This is a genomic window from Stenotrophomonas sp. 71799_Sma (assembly GCF_056482505.1).
The window spans coordinates 3,434,876-3,456,664 of the sequence record NZ_CM151202.1 but is presented as its reverse complement, the minus strand read 5'-3'; the positions used below and the strand labels follow the sequence as shown (position 1 = coordinate 3,456,664).

The 21,789-nt window shown below is 66.9% G+C and carries 19 protein-coding genes and 1 pseudogene; 10 read left to right on the top strand and 10 right to left on the bottom strand.

From position 1 onward, the window contains the following. The first annotated feature begins 44 nt into the window (after positions 1 to 44). Positions 45 to 416, top strand: a complete 372-nt coding sequence (locus ACZK4Z_RS16150; RefSeq protein ID WP_010482972.1) for a DUF4870 domain-containing protein — start codon at positions 45 to 47, stop codon at positions 414 to 416. An 85-nt stretch (positions 417 to 501) separates the two neighbouring features. Here the strand turns inward: ACZK4Z_RS16150 and ACZK4Z_RS16145 are convergent, their stop codons facing one another. The 5 genes and pseudogenes from ACZK4Z_RS16145 to ACZK4Z_RS16125 all read right to left on the bottom strand — a co-directional run bounded on the left by ACZK4Z_RS16145 (position 502) and on the right by ACZK4Z_RS16125 (position 5,919). Beyond that, entirely contained in the window at positions 502 to 1,380 is an 879-nt protein-coding gene (locus ACZK4Z_RS16145) for a polyprenyl synthetase family protein (RefSeq protein WP_121504580.1), read from the bottom strand. Next, positions 1,370 to 1,630: an exodeoxyribonuclease VII small subunit gene (locus tag ACZK4Z_RS16140; protein ID WP_005410522.1), complete on the bottom strand. Its 261-nt coding sequence runs from the start codon at positions 1,628 to 1,630 to the stop codon at positions 1,370 to 1,372. Before ACZK4Z_RS16140 ends, ACZK4Z_RS16145 begins: the two co-directional genes overlap by 11 nt. Positions 1,631 to 1,666: 36 nt before the next feature. Next, complete coding sequence (gene tilS / locus ACZK4Z_RS16135; RefSeq protein ID WP_478450916.1) at positions 1,667 to 2,953, bottom strand: tRNA lysidine(34) synthetase TilS; 1,287 nt, start codon at positions 2,951 to 2,953, stop codon at positions 1,667 to 1,669. Between the two features lie 718 nt (positions 2,954 to 3,671). After that, positions 3,672 to 4,217, bottom strand: a complete 546-nt coding sequence (locus ACZK4Z_RS16130) for a WG repeat-containing protein (protein WP_478450915.1) — start codon at positions 4,215 to 4,217, stop codon at positions 3,672 to 3,674. Continuing rightward, positions 4,214 to 5,919 (bottom strand): annotated as a pseudogene (locus ACZK4Z_RS16125) (alkaline phosphatase). The gene ACZK4Z_RS16130 and the pseudogene ACZK4Z_RS16125 overlap by 4 nt, the downstream one beginning before the upstream one ends. A gap of 154 nt (positions 5,920 to 6,073) precedes the next feature. Here ACZK4Z_RS16125 and ACZK4Z_RS16120 point away from each other — a divergent pair. Further along, positions 6,074 to 7,408: a dicarboxylate/amino acid:cation symporter gene (locus tag ACZK4Z_RS16120; protein ID WP_046988032.1), complete on the top strand. Its 1,335-nt coding sequence runs from the start codon at positions 6,074 to 6,076 to the stop codon at positions 7,406 to 7,408. A 261-nt stretch (positions 7,409 to 7,669) separates the two neighbouring features. Here ACZK4Z_RS16120 and ACZK4Z_RS16115 read toward each other — a convergent pair whose 3' ends face one another. Next, positions 7,670 to 8,443, bottom strand: a complete 774-nt coding sequence (locus ACZK4Z_RS16115) for a C40 family peptidase (protein ID WP_053091065.1) — start codon at positions 8,441 to 8,443, stop codon at positions 7,670 to 7,672. 131 nt (positions 8,444 to 8,574) lie between these two features. Beyond that, positions 8,575 to 9,153, bottom strand: coding sequence for a C40 family peptidase (locus ACZK4Z_RS16110; protein ID WP_065428014.1), 579 nt, complete (start codon positions 9,151 to 9,153; stop codon positions 8,575 to 8,577). Between the two features lie 73 nt (positions 9,154 to 9,226). On the opposite strand from ACZK4Z_RS16110, the gene ACZK4Z_RS16105 reads away from it, so the two are divergent. The 8 genes from ACZK4Z_RS16105 (at position 9,227) to ACZK4Z_RS16070 (ending at position 17,082) form a co-directional block, all read left to right on the top strand. Continuing rightward, the gene (locus ACZK4Z_RS16105) at positions 9,227 to 9,709 is read left to right on the top strand and encodes an FKBP-type peptidyl-prolyl cis-trans isomerase (RefSeq protein ID WP_049398704.1); all 483 of its coding nucleotides are present in this window, start codon (positions 9,227 to 9,229) and stop codon (positions 9,707 to 9,709) included. A 99-nt stretch (positions 9,710 to 9,808) separates the two neighbouring features. Continuing rightward, entirely contained in the window at positions 9,809 to 11,053 is a 1,245-nt protein-coding gene (locus ACZK4Z_RS16100; RefSeq protein WP_478450914.1) for a DUF418 domain-containing protein, read from the top strand. A gap of 3 nt (positions 11,054 to 11,056) precedes the next feature. Further along, positions 11,057 to 12,313: an NAD(P)/FAD-dependent oxidoreductase gene (locus tag ACZK4Z_RS16095; protein WP_478450913.1), complete on the top strand. Its 1,257-nt coding sequence runs from the start codon at positions 11,057 to 11,059 to the stop codon at positions 12,311 to 12,313. Beyond that, on the top strand, positions 12,310 to 13,668 hold the full coding sequence (gene gorA, locus ACZK4Z_RS16090; protein ID WP_293799514.1) for a glutathione-disulfide reductase: 1,359 nt from the start codon (positions 12,310 to 12,312) through the stop codon (positions 13,666 to 13,668). Before ACZK4Z_RS16095 ends, gorA begins: the two co-directional genes overlap by 4 nt. Positions 13,669 to 13,986: 318 nt before the next feature. Further along, the gene (locus ACZK4Z_RS16085; protein WP_478450912.1) at positions 13,987 to 14,949 is read left to right on the top strand and encodes an IS110 family transposase; all 963 of its coding nucleotides are present in this window, start codon (positions 13,987 to 13,989) and stop codon (positions 14,947 to 14,949) included. A gap of 109 nt (positions 14,950 to 15,058) precedes the next feature. Next, positions 15,059 to 15,979, top strand: a complete 921-nt coding sequence (locus ACZK4Z_RS16080; protein ID WP_049423794.1) for a DMT family transporter — start codon at positions 15,059 to 15,061, stop codon at positions 15,977 to 15,979. Continuing rightward, a complete protein-coding gene (locus tag ACZK4Z_RS16075) occupies positions 15,886 to 16,314 on the top strand; it encodes an MGMT family protein (protein WP_428993065.1) in 429 nt (142 codons plus the stop codon). The genes ACZK4Z_RS16080 and ACZK4Z_RS16075 overlap by 94 nt, the downstream gene beginning before the upstream one ends. Before the next feature lie 93 nt (positions 16,315 to 16,407). Continuing rightward, positions 16,408 to 17,082: a rhomboid family intramembrane serine protease gene (locus tag ACZK4Z_RS16070; RefSeq protein WP_032128229.1), complete on the top strand. Its 675-nt coding sequence runs from the start codon at positions 16,408 to 16,410 to the stop codon at positions 17,080 to 17,082. A 140-nt stretch (positions 17,083 to 17,222) separates the two neighbouring features. On the opposite strand, the gene ACZK4Z_RS16065 is transcribed toward ACZK4Z_RS16070, so the two are convergent. From ACZK4Z_RS16065 to ACZK4Z_RS16055, 3 genes are all read right to left on the bottom strand, one after another. Beyond that, on the bottom strand, positions 17,223 to 18,806 hold the full coding sequence (locus ACZK4Z_RS16065; protein WP_293799069.1) for a phytoene desaturase family protein: 1,584 nt from the start codon (positions 18,804 to 18,806) through the stop codon (positions 17,223 to 17,225). Positions 18,807 to 18,883: 77 nt separating this feature from the next. Beyond that, on the bottom strand, positions 18,884 to 19,378 hold the full coding sequence (locus tag ACZK4Z_RS16060; RefSeq protein ID WP_032128230.1) for a VOC family protein: 495 nt from the start codon (positions 19,376 to 19,378) through the stop codon (positions 18,884 to 18,886). A gap of 126 nt (positions 19,379 to 19,504) precedes the next feature. Continuing rightward, positions 19,505 to 21,511 (bottom strand): M13 family metallopeptidase, encoded by a 2,007-nt coding sequence (locus tag ACZK4Z_RS16055; protein WP_049460715.1) that lies wholly within the window; start codon positions 21,509 to 21,511, stop codon positions 19,505 to 19,507. Positions 21,512 to 21,789 lie beyond the last annotated feature (278 nt).

Sequence of the window (21,789 nt, the reverse complement as noted above, 5' to 3'; positions counted from 1 at the left end):
TGGTGCTGGTGGGTCAAGACCACCCAATGAAAAGGAGTTTTGTCGTGAGCGAATTCGATAACGTCCCGCCGCCGCCGGCCACCACCGACGTACCGGCCGACCAGCGCACCATGGCCCTGGCTGCCCACCTGCTGGGCATCTTCACCGGCTTCATCGGCGCGCTGATCATCTGGCTGATCAACAAGGATGACGCGGGCAAGGCCTTCGTGACCGACCAGGCCAAGGAAGCCCTGAACTTCCAGATCACCGTGACCATCGCCATGGTCATCAGCATGATCCTGACCATCGTGATCATCGGCGTGTTCCTGGCCCCGATCGTGGGCATCATCAGCCTGGTGTTCAGCATCATCGCAGCGGTCAAGGCCAACAACGGCGAAGCCTATCGCTACCCGTTCGCACTGCGCCTGATCAAGTAATACCGGCGGCATGCGGAATTGAGAACGCCCGGCATTGCCGGGCGTTTTCATGTGCGGGGAGCGACGGGCGGTGCCCGGCGAGCGATCAATGATCGCGTTCGACCGCCAGCGTCGCCAGTGCACGCAGTGCATCGGCCTCTTCGCCATACCCGGCCAGGATCGACTGCATGCGTGCGGCCAGTTCGTGCAGCTGAGCCTTGGCACCGTCCATGCCGAGCAGGGCGGGGAAGGTGCTCTTGTCCTGCGCCTGGTCCTTGCCGGCGGTCTTGCCCAGCTGCTCGGAACTGGCCTCGACATCGAGGATGTCATCGCGTACCTGGAAGGCCAGGCCGAGTGCGTCGGCGAAGCTGTCCAGCTGGGCCAGCTGAGGTTCGTGGGCCTGGCCGCACAGCGCGCCCATGCGCACCGCCGCACGGATCAGCGCGCCGGTCTTCAGGGCATGCATGCGGGTCAATGCCGCCAGCGTCTGCTGCTGGCCGGTGGCATCGATATCCAGCGCCTGGCCGCCGCACATGCCAGCGGCGCCGGACGCGTGGGCCAGGGTCTGCAGGCAGGCCACGCGCAGCGTGGCCGGCAGCGGTGCATCGGCCAGCAGGCCGAAGGCACGGGTCTGCAGCGCGTCGCCTGCCAGAATCGCGGTGGCTTCATCGAAGGCGATGTGGGTGGTCGGCTTGCCGCGACGCAGCGCGTCGTCATCCATCGCCGGCAGGTCGTCATGCACCAGCGAGTAGGCGTGGATGAGTTCGACGGACATGGCGGCCGCATCCAGGCTTTCCGGCTGCGCACCGAACAGGTGGCCACTGGCGTAGACCAGCAGCGGGCGCATGCGTTTGCCACCGCCCAGCACCGAATAGCGCATGGCCTGGTGCAGGCGCTGCGGCGCTTCGGCAGGCGAGGGCAGCGCGGCGTCGAGCTGGCTTTCGATACGGTCGCGCCAGCGCGCGAACAGAACCTCAGCCGTCATGGCTGGGCGGATCGAAAGGCTCGGATGCTTCCGGCTGCGCCGGATCGCTGAGCAGGCGCACGCGCAGCTCGGCCTGCTCCAGCGCCTGCTGGCACTGGCGATACAGACCGACGCCACGTTCGTAAGCACTGAGCGAAGCTTCCAGGCTCAGCTCGCCGGTTTCCATCTGCTCCACCAGCTGCTCCAGCGATTCGAGCGACTGCTCGAACTGGGCGACCGGGGAGGCGTTTTCGGGGGACTTCTTGGCCATGCGGCAAGTGTGGACGGGCCGCGCGCGGGGGTCAATTCACCAGCCGCCCGGGCGCCACTGCAACTGCGCGCCATGCGCCTGCAACCAGGCCTGCAGCGGTGCGGCGATGACCACGTCGGCGGCGGCCAGCAACTGCGGGCCATCAAAGATCAGCGGCAGCTGCGCGCGTCGCCAGGGGGCGAGGTGTTCGCGTTGCAGGCAGTCCTTCAACGCGTGCGAATGTTGGCGACCGGGCAGCAGAATGCGCTCACCGCCCACGCGTGCACGGACCTGCAGCGGGCGATCGAAGGCCGGGGTGCCCTGCAGGCGCAGCTGTCCGCCATCGGGCAGTGCCAGCGGTGCGCGTCCATCCCATTCGACCTGCCACTCGAGGGGAAGCGCAGGCAGCCGGGCCGGCAGCAGGTAGACGTGGTCGCGCCACTGTTGGATCGCGTGATCGTGCCAGCGCACCCGCGCCTGGCAATCGTTGTCGGCCGGCAGCAGCTCGTCCAGCGCCTGCTGCAGCACGGTGGCCGGCAGCGGTGCCGCGCAATGGCCGGCCACCCAGGCACGCAGCACGCGTGCGGCACGGCCCGTTGAGACCTGACGAAGCAGCTGCAGGGACAGCACGCGTGGAGCGACTTCCAGGTGTGCGATCAGCTCGGCGTCTTCCTCGTCAAGCAGTTCGCGGGTCTGCCCGCAGTGCGTTGCGCTGCCCGCCATCGCCGCAGCGGCATGCGGCCAGCGCTGGCGCAACAGTGGCAGTACCTGCAGGCGCAGGAAGTTGCGATCGGCGTGGTCGTCGGCGTTGCTGGGGTCTTCGATCCAGTGCAGTGCATGCTGGCGGGCATAGTCGAGGAGTGCACTGCGTGGCACTGCCAGCAGCGGTCGCCATAGAGGCTTTTCGCCAAGGCGGCTGTGCGTGGACATCGCCGCCAGGCCATCGACGCCGGAAGCGCGCAGGGCGCGCAACAGGAAGGTCTCGGCCTGGTCGTCCTGGTGCTGTGCCAGCGCCAGGGTTTCGCCGTCGCGCAGTTCGGCCGCGAACGCGGCGCGTCGTGCCAGTCGCGCGGCACCCTCGGTGCCCAGGCCTGTGCCGTTCTCGACCTGCACGCGGTGCACGGCCAGTTCGATGCCCCTGGCATCGCATTGCTGCTGGCAGTGCAGCACCCAGTCATCTGCATCGGGCTGCAGCCCGTGGTGCACGTGCACCGCGCGCAGCGCCGTGCCGGAAGCTTGCGCGCAGCACCACAGCCAATGCAGCAGCACGGTGGAGTCGACACCACCGCTGTAGCCCACCAGCAGCGGCGCATCCAGCGGAACGAGGGCAGGGAATTCACTCACGGCGGCAAGTATAGGGTTGGTCGGCAGGGCTGCGCCCTGCACCCGCAGACGCGCAAGCAACGGCAACGGCCGAAGCAACAGCAGAAGCGGGTTTCCTGAGGCTTGGCGGGGTGGGTCCGGTAGCGGGGGGCCGCTGCAAGTCCCCCTCCGGGGCCCGGCCCAGCCGCTGGCGGCTGTGCGTTCGGGCGCTTGCGAAGCAGTGCTTCGCAAGCAAAGCGCCCTCACCCATGTAAGCTCGGTCGCCGCTTGCTCGTGTGCGCAGTCCTGCGCACACGGCAAGACCGGGGTTGGGCGTCCTGCCCAACCCGCCCGAGGCATGCCTCGGGCCCATGCGGCTCACGCCCCCGCAACCGGACCCACCCCGGCTTCGACAGAATGCCGCGATCTGCCAGAACGGCGTCGTGCACCGCTTTGGTAGGTGTCGACCTTGGTCGACACAGTAGATCCACGCCATGCGTGGATGACTCATTCGATATCTGACAGATGTGTCGACCAAGGTCGACACCTACCAACAGCCGCGGAGATCTGTCAGAGGCGGGGCACTGTGGGTTTGCGGGGTGTGAGCCGCATGGATGCGGCGATCAAGGCTACATGGACGTACTTGCGCCGTCCCCGCAAACCCACAGTGCCCCGCCATCCCACGGAATGCACGCTGTTGCTGTTGCTTCGGCCGTTGCCGTTGCGTCTGCGGGTGCAGGGCGCAGCCCTGCCGAAAACCCTACTTTACCCGACGGCCCGAACGGTCGATGCGGAACCGCTCTCCGCCTTCCATCGGCGTGTGGCCATCGGCATCCGGCGTGCCGCGCCGGCAGCCATTGCAGACTTCGGCCACGCCATCCTGGAACGGCCAACCGAAATCGAAGGTGCCGGGCACCACCTGGCGGAACTTCAGATCGAAGTAGGCCACGCGGTTGCCGACGCGGGCGCGCAGCAGGCCTTCCTGCGGCGTTTCCGGACCGTTGTCCCAGGTCAGTACCGGCAGGCTGCGGCCTTTGCGGTTGACGTAGTGGAAGCCTTGGTCGGCGTACACCACGGCCAGGCCATGGTCGTCGTAATTCAGGTCCTTCAAGGTGTCGGCACTGATCTTCGGCCGGTGATCGACCACTTCGCAGTTGGGCAGCGGCCACAATCCGTGTTCGTCGGTCAGCAGCTTGCACGCCGACGCCTGTGCCGCTGCATTGGCACTGACCAGCACGCCAAGCAGGACCAGCGACCGCGCGAAGCGGCCGCTGGCAGGAGCAGGGTAGGCCTGCCTCACGATCACTTGGCCTCGGCCTTGCGCTCGAATGCGGTCGGCGCCGGCAGCTGCACCGGCACGCCCTTGTCATCGCAGGTGCCGGCCTGGCACAGGCGTTCGCGCAGGGCCGGGGTGGCCTGCACGATCATGTGGTAGATCGCGTTCTGTTCCAGCGTGCCGCGGATCGCCTTGCTGCCCGGGCCGCGTGCCCAGATGCCGACGTCTTCGCCGCCGTGCGACTCGGACTTCATCGGCACCAGTGCTTCCTGCATGTAGTCCGGATGCTCGGTGTCGACCTCGCGCAGGTTCGGGCGGCCGTTGGCCGGTTCGAAGCTGCTCGGGTTGTGCGGGTAACGCTTCGGACCGGCCGGCTGCTGGTTGCTGCTGCCGGTGTGGCCCGGGCCGTTGGCGTAGCTCAGCGTGGTGTAGGGCTGGCCGGTGCCGTCCAGCGCGTAGTCCAGCTTGCCGGCGCCATCTTCGCCGCCCTTGTCCTTCACCTTGCCCAGGATCGGGTTGCCGCGTGCCGGGTAGCCGACGAAGTTCAGGGTGTGCGAGTGGTCGGCGGTGACGATGATCAGGGTGTCGTCGGCCGACGTCAGTTCGTTGGCCACGCGCACCGCGTCGGACAGGGCCACGGTCTCGGTCAGCGCACGGTAGGCGTTGCCGCTGTGGTTGGCGTGGTCGATGCGCGCGCCTTCGATCATCAGCACGTAGCCTTCCTGGTGCTTGGCCAGGTTCTTGATGGCTGCCGCCGTCAGTTCGGCCAGGCTCGGCTCACCGCCCGGATCCTGCGGGCGCTCGTACTCGTAGCGCATGTGGTCCGGCTCGAACAGGCCAAGGATGGCCGGCGCATTCGCGGCGGCGGCCAGCTGCTTGCTGTTCCACACGTAGGCACCCTGCGGATGCGCCTGCTGCCATTCCTGCACCAGGCTGCGGCCGTCCAGGCGCTGGCCGACCTTGTCGTCGTACTCGGGATCGCGCTCTTCCACGGTGGTGAACTCACCACGACCACCGCCGAGGGCGACCAGCGGGCCACGGCCATAGCGCGAGGTGGACAACAGCTGCTGGGCGATGTCCTTGCAGCCGGCGGCCTTCGCGGCTTCGGTCAGGTCGGTGTCGTTTTCCCAGTTGCGCTCGGGCGAGTGCGCGTAGGTGGCGGCCGGAGTGGCATGGGTCAGGCGTGCGGTGGACACCACACCGGTGGCCAGGCCGGCGCTGTCGGCCAGCTGCAGCCAGGTCAGCAGGCCCTTGGACAGGCTGTCGGCGCAGTCGGTGCGGCTGCCGGCGCTGACGCCGATCGCGCCCATGTGGGTCTTCACGCCGGTGGTGATGGCGGTCATGGTGCCGGCCGAATCCGGGGTCTGCGAATCGGTGTTGTAGGTCTTGCTGAAGGCCGTGGCCGGGAAGCGCTCCCAGGACAGCAGGTTCTCTTCACCCGAGCCGCCCTTCTGCTGGCCTTCGTAGATGCGCGAGGCGGCCACCGTGGTCAGGCTCATGCCGTCGCCGAGGAACAGGATGACGTTCTTGGCCTTGCCGGACATCGCGCCGTTGGCGGCGGCCTGGGCGGCGCCGCTGCGGTACCACCACTGCGGGGTCTCGCCGGCCGGATGGGCAACGGGGTCGACGGCGACCTTCAGGCCGGCCGGGGCGGACGCGGGGGGGTGCTGGCGCAGGCGCCCAGCAGCAGGGTGGTGGCGCAGGCGGCCAACAGGGAGACGGAACGGCGCATGGACGCTGGGATCTCACAAACTGTAACGGGACGTTCATTATGCCCGCCCTCGCAAGGCACGCCGATGACACACTGATTTGCCGGCCGGGCGGTCGTTCTGCGGGCCGCCTTGGGCTATCGTGCCAGCATCCCTTCCTTCACCTCTGGATTGCCTATGAAGCTGGTCTCTGCCTGGCTGCGGATTCCATTCTGGCAGCGCGTGGTCGGTGGCTTCGTGCTCGGCGCGCTGGCCGGCTGGGCGCTCGGCCCGGCCGCGGAAACGTGGTTCGGCCCGCTCGGCGAGCTGTACGTCACCCTGATCAAGATGATCGCCGTGCCGCTGGTGTTCTTCGCGGTCATCAACGCAATCTCGTCGCTGCACGGCCAGAAGTCGGTCGCCGCGCTCAGTGGCCGCACCTTCCTGTGGTTCGTGATCACCGCCGCGTTGGCGGTGTGCGTCGGCCTTGGCGTGGGTACCGTGCTGCAGCCCGGCGCCGGTGGCCTGCAGCTGTCGATGGCCAGCAACTACGTGCCGCGCGAAGTGCCCAGCGTGGTGCAGGTGCTGCTGGACGTGGTGCCGGCCAATGTCTTCTACGCGCTGTCCGGCATCGGCACCAAGGTCAATGCGGCCGGTGAGACCGTGCTGGCTGCCGGTCGCGGCTCGATCCTGCCAGTGATCTTCTTCGCTGGCCTGGTCGGCTTTGCCATCGTCAAGCTGGGCGAGAAGGTGACCGAGGCGCGCAAGCTGGTCGGGCAGATGAGCGACATCATGATCCAGGTGACGCGCTTCGTGCTGGAAGTCACCCCGATCGGCACCTTCGGCCTGATTGCTGGCCTGGTCGGCAGCTACGGTTTCGAGAAGCTGCTGCCGCTGGGCCACTTCGTGCTGGCGCTGTACGTGGCCTGCGCACTGCACATCGTGGTGGTCTACAGCGCACTGCTGCTGGCGCACGGCCTGAACCCGTTGAAGTTCTTCCGTGGCGCGGCGCCGGGCATGCAGGTCGCCTTCGTCAGCTCGTCCAGCTTCGCCGCGATGCCGGTGGCGCTGCGCTCGATCACCCACAACCTGGGCGTGAACAAGGACTACGGTTCGTTCGCGGTGCCGCTGGGCGCCAGCATCAAGATGGATGGCTGCGGCGCGATCTATCCGGCGCTGTGCGCGGTGTTCATCGCGCAGTACAGCGGTGTGCCGCTGACCCCGGAACAGTACGTGGTGGTGCTGATCGCCTCGGTGCTGGGCAGCTTCGGTACGGCCGGCGTGCCCGGTACCGCGGTGATCATGGCCACGGTGGTGCTGAGCGCAGCCAACCTGCCGCTGGAGACCATCGGCTACCTGTATGCCATCGACCGCATCCTGGACATGATGCGCACGATGACGAACGTGACGGGCCAGATGCTGGTGCCGGTGATCGTGGCCAAGGAAACCGGCCTGCTTGACCAGGCGGTGTATGACAACCCGTCCAGCAACGTGGGCGTGGACGATCCGGACCCGACACCGCCACGCGGCTGAGGTTGCGTGGAGATGAAAAGCCCGCCCTGACCGGCGGGCTTTTTGTTTTGGAGCTGACTGGCGCGGTGCCGATCAGGGTAGGTCCCTGGTAGATCCACGCCATGCGTGGATGGCCGCAGTGCCGACCAACGGTCGGCACCCACTGGGGCAGGTGGCGCAGTGCCGGCCAAGGTCGGCACCCAGTGGGGGCGCAAACAAAAAAGCCGCTGCAGGGCAGCGGCTTTCTCGTGTGAGGCGGCGCGGTAGCGCCAACCGGTCAGATCAGAGATCGACCCGGCGGGCCTGCATGAACTTGTTGCCCCAGTAGCCGCTGAGCAGGGTGTCCACGCGGACGTCCTTGCCGGAGCTCGGTGCGTGCAGGAAGCGGCCATCGCCAACATAGATGCCGACGTGGTCGACGCGGCCCTTGCGGCCGAAGAACACCAGGTCACCGGCAGCCAGTGCGGTGCGGTCGTTGATCAGTTCGGCGTTGTCATCGTGCGCCATTTCGCGGGAGACGCGCGGCAGCTCGATACCCAGGGCCGAGCGGAACACGTAACCGACCAGGCCGCTGCAGTCGAAACCGCTGTCCGGGTTGCTGCCACCCCAACGGTACGGGGTGCCCAGCAGGGTCATCGCGCGGCGCAGCAGCGACTGCACCTTGCCGTTGTCGGCGGCGGTGCCGACAACGCTGCCATTGGCGGCGCTGCTGGTGTCGTAGTTGGCGAGCAGGCGGCTGAGATCACCGGCCACCACGGCCGAGCGGTCCATCAGCGGAATGGTGTCGTTGGCAGCCAGGTGCGGCAGCAGGGCGGCCAGCGTGGCGCTGGCGGCGGCATCGACGCGGCTGCGCTGCGGAGCGGCAGCCTCGGCCTTGGCGGCCGGTCGGGGGGTGCTCTCGGCCACCGGGGCCGGGGTCACATCGGAACGGTTCGGAGCAGTCTGCGACCAGGCCGGAAGGCTGGTCAGACACAGTGCCAGGCCAAGCAACAGCGGGCGGGCACTACGTGAAGATACGGAAGTCTGGCCTTCGCTTTTCAGGTCGTCAGTCGTCACGCGTCGGTCACAGGAAAAAAACGATGGGGCATCATGCCCTGTAAAAGCGGCAATAAGTTAAAAATTCCGTTAGTAAATCGTTAGTTGCATGGTGATGTGCGTCACAATTTTGAACATATCGCCTGTTCATCTTAGCGAAGGACGCGTTTCGCCCCGGTGTAGTGGTCCTTCCAGTACGGACCGCTGAGCGAGTCCAGCCGGACCGTGCCACCGGTGCTCGGCGCGTGCACGAAGCGCCCTTCACCCACATAAATGCCGACATGGGTGACGCTGCCGCGGCTGCCGAAGAACACCAGGTCGCCGGTGGCCAGGCGCTGCGGGTCGATCTTCGGGCCCTGTACCGCCGCCAGGTCGCGCGAGGTGCGCGGCAGTTTCAGGTCCAGCATCTCGCGGTAGACGTAGGCCACCAGGCCGCTGCAGTCGAAGCCGGAGTCGGGGGTATTGCCGCCATAGCGATAGGGGGTGCCGACCAGGCTGATGGCGCGCATCAGCACCGAGTTGGCCGCCTCGGGATTGTCCGGCACGGTCTTCGGCCAGTTCGCGGTCGGCGGGGGCGGCGCGGGTCGGGTGGCCTTGCCGCCGCCGCAGGCGGTCATCAGCACGGGCAGGGCCAGCAGCAGGGCCGGGGCGAGGAGCCGGCGCAGGCCGGACGAAACTGGCGTGATGTGCATGATCTCCGGATAATGCGCCACCTTAGGATTGGCCGTCATGATGGCGGCGTCCCCGCCGGGCGACAACCCGCCCCAACCCGCCTGCCTCCGGCAGATCCAGACAGAGTTGCGCATGAAGATCGAAAAAGACCGCGTTGTCCGCTTCCACTACACCGTTTCCGAAGTCGGCCAGGAGCCGATCGAATCGTCCAAGGACCGCGGCGAGCCGCTGGCGATCCTGATCGGCCACGGCAACATCATCCCGGGCCTGGAAAACGCCATGATGGACAAGGAAGCCGGCGCGACCTTCAGCGTCGACGTCAACGCTGCCGATGCCTACGGCGAGCGTCGTGAGGGCCTGTCCCAGCGCGTGCCGAAGAAGCACTTCGGCAACACCAAGCTGGCTCCCGGCCAGCAGGTCGTGCTGCAGACCAACTTCGGCCCGCGTGCGGTGACCGTGCAGAAGGTCGGCATGAGCGTCGTCGACGTCGACCTGAACCATCCGATGGCCGGCAAGGACCTGCACTTCGACGTGGAAATCGTCGATGTGCGCGAAGCCGGCAAGGAAGAAATCGACCACGGCCACGTCCACGGCGACGGCGGTCACCAGCACTGATCGCAGTGCGATCGTGATGGCAGCAACGGCCCGCTTCGGCGGGCCGTTGCGTTTGTGGAACACGGCGCGGCCATCCATGGCGCGCAGGCCGGCGGCATAATGGCGGACCTGCCCGACGGACGCCCTGTGAACGCCGCTTCTCCTTCCCTGCAGCCGGTGGCTTCCGGCGAACGCATCGCCGTGCTTGACGTGCTGCGCGGTGCTGCGCTGCTGGGCATCCTGCTGATGAACATCGAGGCCTTCAGCGGGCCGCTGGACCTGGCGTTCACCGGCATCGACGTGCATTGGCAGGGCATCGACTACTGGGCCGATGCCTTTGTCTACGTGTTCGTGCAGGGCAAGTTCTTCACCCTGTTCTCGTTGCTGTTCGGTGCCGGCTTCGCGGTGATGGCGCAGCGCGCTGAGGCCGCCGGGCGCGACTTCACCCCGTTCTACCTGCGCCGCAGCGCTGGCTTGCTGCTGATCGGTCTGTGCCATGCACTGCTGGTCTGGTCCGGCGACATTCTGGTGATGTATGCACTGATCTCGTTGCCGCTGCTGGCCTGCCGCGAGGCGCCACGCAGCTGGCTGCCGTGGATGGGGCTGATGGTCTACCTCGGCGGTGTGGCGATGATGCTGCTGGTCGGCGCGATGGTGTCGATGGCTTCGGCCGAAGATGTGCAGGGCATGCTTGCCGAGGCGCAGCGGAGCATTGAGCTGCAGCGGCAGGTGTACGGGCAGGGCAGCTGGGCGCAGGCCAATGTGCAGCGCCTGAATGAGTTCGGTACGTCGATGGGGGCGCTGCTGATCACCGGCCCGGAAGTGCTGGGCATGTTCCTGATCGGCAGCTGGTTCGCCGGCAGTGGCGCGCTGGCGGCGCCGGAGCGCTTCCCGCGGCTGTACGCGTCGCTGCGCTGGGTCGCGTTGCCGCTGGGCCTGCTGGTCACGTTGATCGGCGTTGCCTGGAAACCCTACCTGGCACCGGGCGCCTACAACCTTCCGGTGACGGCGGCGATGGGCCTGGTGACCATAGGCGGCCTGCCGATGTGCCTGGGCTATCTGGCGTGGATCGTGCACTGGCGCACGCGGCTGGCCTGGCTGGCGCCGGTGGGGCGCATGGCGCTGACCCATTACCTGGCGCAGTCGCTGGTCTGCACGCTGCTTTTCTATCACTACGGACTGGGATGGTTCGAGGTGATGCCGCGCAGCGTGCAGCTGCTGTTCGCACTACTGCTGTTCGCTGTGCAGGTGGGCATTTCGCACGCGTGGTTGCGCCGCTTCCGTTTCGGGCTCATGGAATGGCTGTGGCGTGCGATGACCTACCGGCAGTGGCCGCCGATGCGGCGCGGGGCCGGGCAGGGCTGATCGATGCAGGGCGCGCGCGAGGATGTGATCGTGGTCGGCGCCGGTGCCGGTGCCATTGGACTGGCCGTCGCGCTCGCGCTGCGCGCACAGGGCCGGCAGGTACGCGTGATCGACCGTGGGCGTGTCGGCGGCGCGACCTCGCATGGCAACTGCGGCACCATCACCCCCAGCCACGCGCCGCCGCTGCCAGCGCCTGGCGTACCGTTGCGCGCGCTGCGCTGGATGCTCGATCCGCGTGCGCCGTTGTACGTGCGTACGCGACTGGACCCTGCATTGTGGCGCTGGCTGCTGCAGTTCAGCGCACGCTGCAATGCCCGCGACTGGCTGCAGGCCACGCGCGCCCGCGCTGCGCTGCTGAATGATTCCCGGCTGCGCCTGGCACAGTGGGTGCAGGTGCATGCGCTGGACTGCGAATTCGATATCCGCGGTCTGGACTACGTGTTTGGCGATGCCCGCAATTTCGATCACCACGCCGCTGAGTGTGAGGCACTGAACGCGCAGGGCATCGCCACGGCGCGCATCGACGGCGCCGACTATGCGCGCGACAATCCAGCTTTCCATGATCGCATTGCCGGCGCGATCCACTTCCCCGGCGATGCGCAGCTGCGTCCGGACCGCTACACCGCCGAACTGGCGCGCGTGCTGCGTGCACAGGACGTGGTGATCGAGGAGCAGGCGGACATGCAGGATTTCAGCACCGACGCGCACGGTGTGCGCGTGCACGTCGGCGAACGCACGCTGCACGCACGCGAGCTGGTGCTGGCCACCGGACCGTGGTCGCCGCGCTGGGCACGGCAACTGGATCTGCGCGTGCCGATCCAGCCCGGCAAGGGCTATTCGCTGACCTGGTCGCGACCGGTGCAGGTGCCGCAGCGCCCGGTGGTGCTGAAGGACCATTCCGTGTTCGTGATTGCCTGGCGCGAGGCGTTACGACTGGGCGGCACCATGGAATTCGCCGGTGCCGACCCGCAGCTGCGCACGGCCCGCCTGCAGGCCCTGCAGCAGGCCGCCGACCGCTACCTGCGCGCGCCACGCGGTGCGCAGCTCCAGGAGCAGTGGTGCGGGTGGCGCCCCATGAGCGTGGACGACGTGCCGTTGATCGGCCGCGCGCCCGCGCATCCTCACGTCTGGCTTGCAGCGGGGCATGGCATGCTCGGCATCAGCATGAGCGCCGGCACCGGCCAGCTGATCGCCGATCTCGTCTGCGGCCGCACGCCAGCGATCGATCCTGCCCCTTACCGACCCGAGCGATTCCGATGAGCACTGCATCCTATGATTACGACCTGATCGTCCTTGGCGGCGGCTCCGCCGGCCTGGCCGGCGCGATCCGCGCCGCGCAGCACGGCAAGCGCGTGGCCATGCTGGAGCCCGGTGAGCTGGGCGGGACCTGCGTCAATGTTGGCTGCGTGCCGAAGAAGGCGATGTGGCTGGCGGCCGACCTGCACGAGCGCATCGGCCTGGCCAGTGCGATGGGCTTCGATGTTCAGGCGCGCCCGGCGCTGTCGTGGAAGGAACTGGTGATCCATCGCCAGGCCTACATCAGCAACATCCACACCAGCTACCACAAACGCCTGGATGAGACCGGCGTGGTGCGCATTCCGGCGCGCGGCCATCTGCTCGATGCGCATACCGTGGCCTGCAGTGATGGCGTGCGTTACAGTGCCGAGCACATCCTGATCGCCACCGGCGCGCACCCGCTGCGTCCAGATATCCCCGGCGCGGAACTGGGCCTGGTCTCCGATGATTTCTTCGATCTGCGTGCGGCACCGGCGGAGGTGGCGATCATCGGTGGCGGTTACATCGCGGTGGAGCTGGCCGGCCTGCTGCAGGCTCTGGGCAGCAAGGTGAGCCTGCTGGTGCGTGGCCAGCGGCTGCTGGATCGCTTCGATTACGAGCTGACTGATCAGCTGGCCGAGAACCTGAAGCAGCAGGGCGTGCGCATCCATTTCGGCTATCGCCTGCGCGAACTGCAGCGCGATGGCGAACGCGTACGTGCGTTCGGCCATGACGGCCCGCTCGACAGCGTGTTCGACGCGGTGTTCTTCGCCACCGGCCGCCGCGGCAACAGTCGTGATCTGGGCCTGGAAGCGCTCGGCATCGGCATTGGCGAACACCAGCAGGTGCAGGTGGACGAATGGCAGACCACCAGCGTGCCGAGCGTGCACGCGGTGGGTGACATCGCCGGCAAGGTCGGCCTGACCCCGGTGGCGGTGGCTGCTTCGCGACGGTTGATGGATCGCCTGTTCGGTGGCCGCCCGCAGTCGAAGATGGATTACGAGAACGTGGCCAGCGTGGTGTTCTCGCACCCGCCGCTGGGTGCGGTGGGCATGAGCGAGGAAGAAGCGCGCGCGCGTTTCGACCAGGTGAGCGTTTACCACAGCCGTTTCCGACCGATGCTGCAGGCGCTGGCCAACGGTACACAGCGCAGCCTGTTCAAGATGGTCTGCGCCGGCCCGGAAGAACGCGTGGTAGGTATCCACCTGCTGGGCGAAGCGGCCGACGAGATCCTGCAGGGTTTCGCGGTGGCGGTGAAGATGGGCGCGACCAAGGCCCAGTTCGATGACACCGTGGCGATCCACCCGACCTCGGCTGAGGAAGTGGTGCTGATGCGCTGAGCCGGGCCGTTGTAGAGCCGAGCCATGCTCGGCCGTCGCTCTTTGTAGAGTCGAGCCATGCTCGACTGCGGTGGAAAGACAGTCGAGCATGGCTTGTATGTTCCTCCCGGCTCCTACGAGGTATGTAGGAGCCAGGGTGGAGGGACCGTCAAGCATGCATCTGCGGATACTAGCCGACAGACGAGTCGAGCGATCCCCATCCCGCACACGAACGTCGATAAAGGATCGTACGGCCCCCAAAGGGGATCGTCGATGTAGGCAAGCTAACGTCGGTGCGGTACCACCCCAGCCCCTTAAAGATAGCTGGGAGCCGTACAAATGTCTGATTCTCTCGATATTGGCGTGGACGTGGACTCCAAGGAGTTCGTACCGGCAGTGGCCGACCGCAAGGCCGGCGACAGGATCGCCAACACCCGGGCCGGCATAGCCCAGTGGCTCAACACCTTGCCCCAGCGATGCCGGATTGGCATGGAGGCGACGGGGCGGTACTACGAGTTGTTGGCTCGGATGGCTGGCCAGGCAGGCCACGTTGTCTATGTGATCAATCCACGTCTGATCAAGCACTACGGCCGGGCGACGGGCTCGCGTGGCAAGACGGACGCCATGGACGCCGAAGCGATCGCCCGGTACGTGAAGAAGGAGAACGATCGCCTGCGTGAATACGTACCGCGTACCGACGAGCAGCAGCAGATGCACGATTTGCTGCGCAAGCGGCAGACGCTGGTAAAGACACGCGCGCGCCTGGAGCAATCCTTCGGGGTAAGCAAAAGTGCCCCCGGGGAGCTGTCAGATCTGTTCTGCGCTCTGGCTGGGACGCTGTCCGAGCTGGAAAGCGAACTGCAGCGCTTGGGGCGCGATGGAGAGCATGGCACGCTCTACAAGCGCCTGTTGACCATCCCTGGTATCGGCCCCGCCGTCGCCGCTCACCTGATCTACTACATGACGCGCTGGCCGTTGGCCAACGCCAACGCGTGGATCGCCTGCACCGGCCTGGATCCCCGGCCTAACGAGTCTGGCGGCAGAACGGGACGGCGTCGGCTGTCCAAACAGGGCACGCCAGTGCTGCGCCAGATGCTCTACATGGCCGCCATGGGGCTCAAGCGGTGTCGCCAGGGGCAACCGCTCTACGACGAGCTGTCAAAACGCGGTCACCCCAGCACCGCCGTCTTCAACATCCTGGCCAGAAAGCTGGCCAGGATCGCCTGGGGTGTCTTCAAAAGCGGCCGGGACTTCGATCCGGCCATGCTGAAGGTGGGTCAAGCCTGCTTCCAGCAGGCTTGACCACGAACATAGGATCTCGACTCTACAAGGCGGGCACCGGACGCCCCCGTGCGACAATGGGCGCCCCCACGCTTTCCCGGGCCGCTCCGAGCGGCCCGCCGTCGTCCTGATGTCCAATCCCGCTTCCCGTATCGCCACCGCCTCCCCACGCATTGCGCTGGGGGGTATCGGCCTGGCCGCGATCGGCGCCATCGCTGCTTCCGGCAAGGCGATCATTGTCAAGCTCGGCCTGCGTCACGGCGTGGATGCCACCACGCTGCTTGCCCTGCGCATGCTGATGGCGCTGCCGCTGTTCGTACTGATGGCGCTGTGGGCCGCGCGTCGGGCCGAACCACTGTCCTGGGCCGACCGCGCCCGCGTGCTGTGGCTGGGTTTCACCGGCTACTACCTGTCCAGCCTGCTCGACTTCCAGGGCCTGCAGTACATCAGCGTGACGCTGGAACGGCTGATCCTGTACTTGAACCCGACCCTGGTGCTGCTGATCAACGTGCTGCTGGCGCGCCAGCGGCCGGGCCGATGGCAGATCGGTGCGCTGGTGCTGAGTTATCTGGGCGTGCTGCTGGCGTTCGGCCATGACCTGCAGCGCGAGGGTGGGCAGATCATCGTTGGCAGCCTGCTGGTGCTGGGCAGTGCGCTCAGCTATGCGCTGTACCTGTTCGGCAGCGGGCAGGTGGTCGCGCGTATCGGAGCGGTGCGGCTGACCGCTTACGCCAGCTGCGTGGCCAGCGTGCTGGTGCTGCTGCATTTCGCGGTGACCCATCCGCTGCCGTTGTTGTGGCAGGCGCCTGCGCCGGTGCAGTGGCTGTCGCTGGTCAATGCCACCGTGTGCACGGTGCTGCCAGTGCTGGCGATCATGCTGGCGGTGCAGCGCGTGGGTTCGTCGCTGGCCGCGCAGGTCGGTATGCTGGGCCCTGTTTCCACCATCGTGATGAGCCTATGGCTGCTCGACGAACCGATGGGGCCGGCGCAGATCGCCGGCACCGTGCTGGTGCTGATCGGCGTTCTGCTGGTAACCCGCCTGCGGCGCTGACGCCGGAGCAGGCGCGTGCGCGCATCCTGGCGGTGATCCGCGCGATCCCGGCGGGGCAGGTGATGGGCTATGGGCAGGTGGCGATGCGCGCGGGCCTGCCCGGGCGTGCACGCCTGACCGCGCGCATCCTGGGCCAGAACGACGACCCGGACCTGCCCTGGCATCGCGTGCTGCGCTCGGATGGGCGCATTGCCATGGAGGAAGGGTCGGCCGGCTGGCGCGAGCAGTCACAGCGGTTGCGCGCCGAGGGCGTGCGGGTGGAGAACGGCCGGGTGCGGATGCCGGCGGCTGATCCGGCGGCAGCACTGGATGCCGCTGTGTGGGGTCCGGGCTGAGCAACGCTGGCGACTGAACAGGCCGCGCCTGCCGGTCGCCAACAAGACACGGTGCTGCGGCTATGATGGAGGCCGTTCCATGCCGGTGCTCCCATGTTCCCGCGACTGCCTACCGTCACCAAGGCCCTGCTGATCGCCAATGCGATCCTGTTCCTGCTGCAGCAGCCGTTCCTGCTCGGCATGCAGACCTTCGAGCCGTTCATGCTGCAACCCCTTCAGCAGGGCTTCGACGCATTCTCGCCGGGCGGCAACTTCCAGCCCTGGCAGCTGCTGACCTACGGCTTCCTGCATGGCAGCTTCGGCCATCTGTTCTTCAACATGCTGGCGGTCTTCATGTTCGGCGCGCCGCTGGAGCAGACCTGGGGCGAGAAGCGCTTCCTGCTGTATTACCTGGTGTGCGTGGCCGGTGCCGGTGTCTGCCAGCTACTGGTGGGCACGCTGCTGGAAAACCCGGCCACGGTGCTGGGCGCCTCCGGCGGCGTGTTTGGCCTGCTGCTGGCCTACGGCATGCTGTTCCCCAACCAGCGGGTGATGCTGCTGTTCCCGCCGATCCCGATGAAGGCACGCACCTTCGTGATCCTGTTCGGCGTGGGCGAACTGGTGCTGGGCATGACCGGCTGGCAGCCGGGCGTGGCCCACTTCGCACACCTCGGCGGCATGCTGTTCGGCTGGTTGCTGATCCGCTACTGGCGCGGGCAATCGCCGTTCAACAAGCGCCGCCCGCCTGGCCCACCGAAGCGCCCGAACCATCTGCGCAGCGTCAAATGATCCGAAGGATCATTTGACGCTGTAGGTGCCGACCGTTGGTCGGCACGCCTTGTCCCACGCGGGTAGGTGCCAACCTTGGTTGGCACGCTTTGAATGGGATCATTTGACGCGGTAGGTGCCGACCGTTGGTCGGCACACCTCTACCCATCCTGCAACACCACCTGCGCGGCATTGTGCCCGGGCGCACCAGTGACGCCACCACCGGGATGGGTGCCCGCACCGCACAGGTACAGACCGGGCAGGGCACCGCGATAGCCGGCCTGGCCGACCATCGGCCGTGCCGAGAACAACTGGTTGGCACTGAGCGCGCCATGGAAAATGTCGCCGCCGACCAGGCCGAAGGTGCGTTCCAGATCCAGCGGCGACAGCACCTGCCGACCGAGCACGCTGCCGGCAAAGCCGGGCGCATACCGTTCGACGGTGGCAATCATCAGGTCCGCCACAGTCTCGCGGTGATCATCCCAGTTACGCCCGTCGGGCAGTACCGGCGCCACGTGCTGGCAGAACAGGCTGGCCACATGCTGCCCGCGCGGCGCCAGTGAATCATCCAGCGTGCTCGGAATCAGCATCTCTACGATCGGTTCGCGCGACCAGCCTTCGCGGCGCGCATCCAGCCAGGCGCGGTCCATGTAGTCCAGGCTGGGGGCCATGATGATGCCGGCGCTGAGGTGATCGCCGGGGCCGGGCAGGGCACGGAAGTCCGGCAACCGCGACAGCGCCACGTTCATCCGGAAGGTGCCGGAACCGCAGCGCCAGTTCGTCATGCGTTCGCGTGTGGCAGCGGGTACTTGCGTCGGCTCCAGCAGCTGTTCGTACAGCAGCTTCGGATTGACGTTGGCCACCACCGCGCGTGCACGCAGGGTTTCGCCGTTGACCAGTTCCACCCCCACGACGCGGCCTTGTTCGGTCAGTACCTGTTGCACACCGGCATCCACGCGAAGTTCGGCCCCGGCCTCGCGCGCCGCGCTGGCGATGGCCTGGCTGATCGCGCCCATGCCGCCGATCGCGTGGCCCCACGCACCCTTTACGCCATTGCACTGGCCGAATACGTGGTGCAGCAGTACGTAGGCACTGCCCGCTGTATACGGGCTTGCGTAGTTGCCGACGATGCCATCAAAGCCGAACAGCGCCTTGATCGGCTCGCTCTCGAACCAACGGTCCAGGTACTCCGCCGCCGACAGCGTGAACAGGTCCAGCAGTTCCTGCCGCAGTGGCGCATCCAGCGCCGCCAGTTCGCGGCCGAGTTTCCCCATCTGCCATAGTGCGGGCAGCGCACGCCAACCGCCTGCTACACCCAGGTCGGGCGGCGCGCGCAGGGCCCATGCGCGCAGTACGTCGGCGAAGATTTCCAGGCGTGCCTCGTACGTGGGCAAGCGCTGCGCATCCCGCTCGGAGAACTTCGCCACTTCGGCCTGAGTGCGGCCAGGTGCCGACAACAGATAGCGGTCGTCGGGCAATGGCAGGAAGTTGTTGGCCGGGCGCGCGACGATGCGCAGCCCATGCGCATGCAGCTGCAGGTCGTCGATCACCTTCGGCTGCAGCAGCGAGACCGTGTACGAGGCGACTGAATTGCGGAAGCCGGGATGGAATTCCTCGGTGACTGCAGCGCCGCCAAGAACGCCGCGACGTTCCAGCACCAGCACCTTCTTTCCGGCACGTGCCAGATAGGCGGCGCAGACCAGGCCGTTGTGGCCACCACCAACGATGATCGCATCCCAGGTCATCTGCACCTCGGAAAAAGGGGACGGAGGGGATTAAGTCGCAATTCGCATGGGGTCACCGGCAATGGGGAAAAAACGACTTAATCCCCTCCGTCCCCTTTTTTGATCGCTGCTTCGATGGTGGCGATGTCGATCTTCTTCATCGGCATCATCGCGTTGAATGCGCGCTTGGCCAGTGCCTTGTCCTGGCTGGTCACCGCTTCGATGAGCATGCGCGGGCTGATCTGCCAGGAGATGCCCCAGCGGTCCTTGCACCAGCCGCATTGGCTCTCCTGGCCACCGTTGCCGACGATCGCATTCCACAGGCGGTCGGTCTCGGCCTGGTCCTCGGTCTGGATCTGGAAGGAAAACGCTTCGCTGTGCTTGAACGCGGTGCCGCCGTTGAGGCCGACGCAGGGGATGCCGCAGACCGTGAATTCAACGGTCAGTACGTTGCCTTCCTTGCCGTCCGGATAGTCACCGGGGGCGTGATGCACGGCGGTCACCGCGCTGTCGGGCAGGATACTGGCGTAGAAGGTGGCGGCCTCGAGCGCGCCGTTGTCATACCAGACACAGATCGTGTTCTTGTGTGCCATGTCGGGGCTCCACGTTGGACGAAGCCGCAGCGATAGCATGCGCGGTGTTAATCCGGGATCGTGCTGCACCTGCAAAAAAGGAGGGCGCCCGAAGGCGCCCTCTGCGTTACCCGTGTGGCAGCTGGATCAGCGCCAGACCTTGATCTGCTCGGCTTCACTGCGCTGCATCGGCTGGCCGGCCTTGCAGCTGAAGGTGGCGCCGAAGGCCGGCAGGTTGGCCAGCGTGCCGTTGCTGCGCCACAGGCCTGGTGCACGGATGTCGGCGGTCAGGCGGCGTACGGCCTCGTTCGGCGCCAGCTGCTGCGCCCACAGCGCAGACCAGGCGCGGAAGAAGCCCTGCTGCTGGGCCTGCTTGGCCTTCGGCTCCTGTGCGACATACGCCGCCCAGGCCAGTTCCAGACCGGCGATGTCGGCCAGGTTCTCTTCCTGGGTGAGCGTGCCGTTGACCTTGGCACCCTTCACGCCCGGGAAGTCGTAGGCGCTGTACTGCGCGGCCACGCGGTTACCGAGCAGGGTCCAGGCGGTCTTGTCGGCCGGGGTCCACCAGCTGCGCAGCTCGCCCTTGGCGTCGACCAGCGCACCCTTGGCATCGATCGCGCGGGTCAGCTCATGGCCGACCAGGCCACCGAAGCTGCCGAACTTGTCGGCAGCGTCGGCCTTGGCGTTGAACACCGGGCCCTGCAGGATCGCGGCGGTGACGATCAGGCGGTTCTGGGCCAGATCGTAGGCCAGCGACGGCTGCTGCGGCAGCACGTCCCAGCGACGGTCGGCATTGCCCTTGCCGATGCGCTTCATTTCCTCGCGATGGCGCCAGGTCGAAGCAATCAGCATGTTGCCACCGAACGAACCGCGGCCCATCGGCTGCACGCTGTAGTCGAGGTCGCGCAGCGGGGTGCCAATCTCGATCTTCAGCGCAGCCAGCTTGGCCTGCGCTTCGGCCTTGGCTTCGGTGCTCATCCAGCTGCTGTTCTTGACCGCTTCGATCTGCACTTCGCGCACCTTGTCGACGATCCACGCCGCCTGGCGACGATCTTCGGCGGACAGGTAACGGGCAGCGTATTCGCGACCGACCATCGGGCCAGCGGCTACGTTGATCGCCTCCAGCACGTCTTCCCAGCGCTGCGGCGGCAGGGTTTCGCCACGCAGCACGCGGCCGCGGAATTCGAACTCGGCGTCGCGGTAGGCCTTGGACAGGTACGGCGCCATCGAGTCGCCCACGCGCCAGCGCAGGTAGGCCTTCCACTGGTCCGGCTTGAGCTTGGTGACCATGCCGTCGAGCTGCTTGAACAGGCCCGGGTCGGCCAGCGAGACCAGGTCGTCATCCACGCCCTGTGCCTTCAGGAAGGCATCCAGCTGCAGGTTGCGGTAGCGGCTGTTGAGCTCCTTGGTGGAGATCGGCGCGTAGTTGTTGAACGGGTTGTTGATGCCGGCCAGCGACTGCGCATTGCGTGCCAGCTCGGTTTCCAGCGCGATCACCGCCTGCGACTCGGCATCCAGCTTGGCCGCCGGCGTGCCGGTCAGTGCCAGGATCTGCTTGACGTAGTTGCGGTAGCGGCCCATCAGCGCCACGGTGTCGGCGTCGGTACGGGTATAGAACGCCGGATCCGGCAGGCCCATGCCGCCCTGCATGAAGTAGCCGATGTGACGGTCCAGCGCTTTCAGATCGACGTCGGGGCCGAAGTTGAAGGCCACCGGGATGCCGACCTGGTGCAGTGCGGCGATCGAGGCCGGCACATCCTTGGCCTTCTTGATGGCGTTGATGCGGGTCAGCAGCGGGGCGATCGGGTTGGAGCCGTCTGCTTCCACGGCCGCTTCGTCCAGGCCACTGGCCCAGAAGTCACCCAGCAGCTTCTGCACGTTGCCCTGCGGCGCCTTCATCGCTGCGTCGAGCAGTTCACGCTGCTGCTGGCGGCTGCGGTCGACCAGCTGGCCCAGCGCGGTGGTGGCGCCGGTCTGCGGCACCGGGTTGGCCTTCAGCCAGCCGGCATTGGTGGCGTCGTAGAAGTCGCTGCACTGGGCACTGACAGCCGGGGCACGCGCGGCCTTTTTCTTGGCGGCGAACGCATCGTGGGTCGGGACCAGAGTCGCCAGGCTGATGCCCAGGGCGATGGCAAGCGGACGGAAATTGGGCATGTGGAACGAATCCGTGATGGATTGAGGGCGCGCGCACTATAGCAAGCCGCGCATGGGCGCGGCATGCACGCATCACGGCGCATCCGCCGGGCATGGCCTGGCGCTACCGGGTGTGTGGCATCGACACCGCATGCACGCATCACGGTGGCTCCGCCGTGCCGTGCGCCGACCAAGGTCGGCATCTGCCAATGGCGTGGGCCTGCACAGGCGCAGTAGATCCACGCCATGCGTGGATGACGGGCGCGGCAAAAAACAAAGGCCCGGGAATTCCCGGGCCT